Origin of the sequence: Pyrobaculum sp. (genome assembly GCF_049971835.1) — an archaeon.
Classification (GTDB): domain Archaea; phylum Thermoproteota; class Thermoprotei; order Thermoproteales; family Thermoproteaceae; genus Pyrobaculum.
In genome coordinates this window covers 1-1,675 of record NZ_JBMFKV010000328.1, presented here as the reverse complement: position 1 = coordinate 1,675, position 1,675 = coordinate 1, and the positions used below count along the sequence as shown (strand labels likewise).

General features: G+C 55.8%; 2 protein-coding genes and 1 pseudogene. All 3 read left to right on the top strand.

Annotated elements, in window-relative coordinates:
• Positions 1-505, top strand: a pseudogene (locus ACP5J3_RS14290) (hypothetical protein); the annotation flags it as partial.
• Positions 502-867 (top strand): hypothetical protein, encoded by a 366-nt coding sequence (locus ACP5J3_RS14285; protein WP_428496292.1) that lies wholly within the window; start codon positions 502-504, stop codon positions 865-867. The pseudogene ACP5J3_RS14290 and the gene ACP5J3_RS14285, both read left to right, overlap by 4 nt.
• Positions 864-1,675 (top strand): hypothetical protein (locus tag ACP5J3_RS14280; RefSeq protein WP_428496291.1); only part of this gene is annotated, 812 nt, incomplete at its 3' end. The genes ACP5J3_RS14285 and ACP5J3_RS14280, both read left to right, overlap by 4 nt.

The window sequence follows — 1,675 nt, the reverse complement described above, 5'->3', positions numbered from 1 at the left end:
GGACGCCGGTGTCTACGTCGTACACTCGAAACTTATACAAAACATTGGTAGCACGTCGCTCTGCGGTTGCGACGACCCCGGGGTTTCGGCGCTCGGCCTCCGCGCCGTCTACGGCTTTCTCGGCGGACAGACGTCTAACTTGTTGCAAGGTGTGACGATAAACCCATCTGTTGATCTTGACCTGGACACCGCATGTGTCAATGGCATAAAGGATAGGGGCGGTTGTCTCATTCCATGGAGTAAGATAGGGAGGGCTAAGTTCTTGGTTGTGCTTGTGGAGCGTAACTCTAACGGTGATCCGCCGAAGTGCGGTGGGATTCCTCAGAGGGATGTCATTGTGATGCCCCTCACCGGGGGCCTGCCGCCGTATGAGGTGCGTTTTGCTACTTGGTGGAGGTGGGTTGGGCAGAGGCCTGAGGCGTTGGTTACTTCGTACGCCGAGGCTTTGGCTGACTCTGGCGAGATTACGTACAAGGTTGGGCTGTGGGTGTTTAGGTACAGATGAGGTGGGTTGTTGAGCTTGTGTTTGCCTCGGCGTTGCTTGGGCTAGTGTTTGCGTTGTTTAACTACACATCTCCCCTCTCTATGTCTGTGCAGGTGGGGGAGAGGGGCAGGTTCTCTGAGCTGGCTCTGTTCGCTATGAGGCTCGCCTCCAGCCCGGACTTCCTTTTTAGGCTTCAGACCGACTGGGACTCGGCTCTGCTGACTGCGAATGCGGAGGCTGGGTTGATTGACCCGCTTGCGCGTGTGAGCGTGGTGAGGCCTGTGGGCGGCGTGTGTCCAGTTGTGCCGTCGCCTAGGTTTTCTATTTCTGTGGCTTCTGTTATGCCTAACGGCACGGCTGTGTGTATCGCGGTGTACGCATGAGGGGCCAGGTTATACTCCTAACTGCTGTGTTGGTGGCTGTGGCTGTAGTTGCGGTGCTGGTTCTGCAGTCTATTGCGTCGTCTTCCCCTGGCTACGGCGGGGTGAGGGCGGCTTACGGCGTCTTCTCTAGAGATGTGTCGAAGGCTGTTGGTGTTTTGTCTTCCTATGTGGATTACATGGGGCTGGCGTCTCTTGTCAACTTCAGCGCCTCCAGCGCCCGCTATGCTTTCCTGGCCTCGGCGCTTCCGTACATCGGCGGCGCCGACGCGTATCTGTACTGGCTCCATATGAATAGGACTTTGGCTATGATGAACAGTACGGTGGTGTTTTTTGAGCTGAATAGGGGGGTCCTGGGCCTCTCCGTGAAGCAACCGACGATGGTGTATAGAGGGGGGAGGTCAATTAAGCTGTATACCCCGGGCTACTTCAACCTCACTGTCAGGTTGCAACCTGTCCCAAACGGCACGCATCTGACGCAACCCCTCCCCTCGTGGGTTTCGCGCCTGTCGTTTTACGACAGCGACGGCAATGAGCATAATGTGCACAGCTTCGCTATTGTGTTATCTAGTAATTTGACGTCTGCTTTGTACAGGAGCTCTGTGGTTATGAACGTCTCTCTCCTGGCCCTGGCTGGGCTAAACGTCACTGCGCAGAACGGAGTGTCCGTTAGGTTGCTACCGCCCGAGAGCTCGTCGGATGATGTCTGCGGCTACCGGACTTGTATAAACATTACTACAACCGCGCCGTACGGCTGGACTGCCTATATAAGCATTATGAACAGGACCTTAATAAAAACAGACGACGGGGC

Bases quoted from the DNA above. Each gene is read 5' to 3' on its own strand.
- ACP5J3_RS14285 (WP_428496292.1), top strand. From the start codon at position 502: ATGAGGTGGGTTGTTGAGCTTGTGTTTGCCTCGGCGTTGCTTGGGCTA.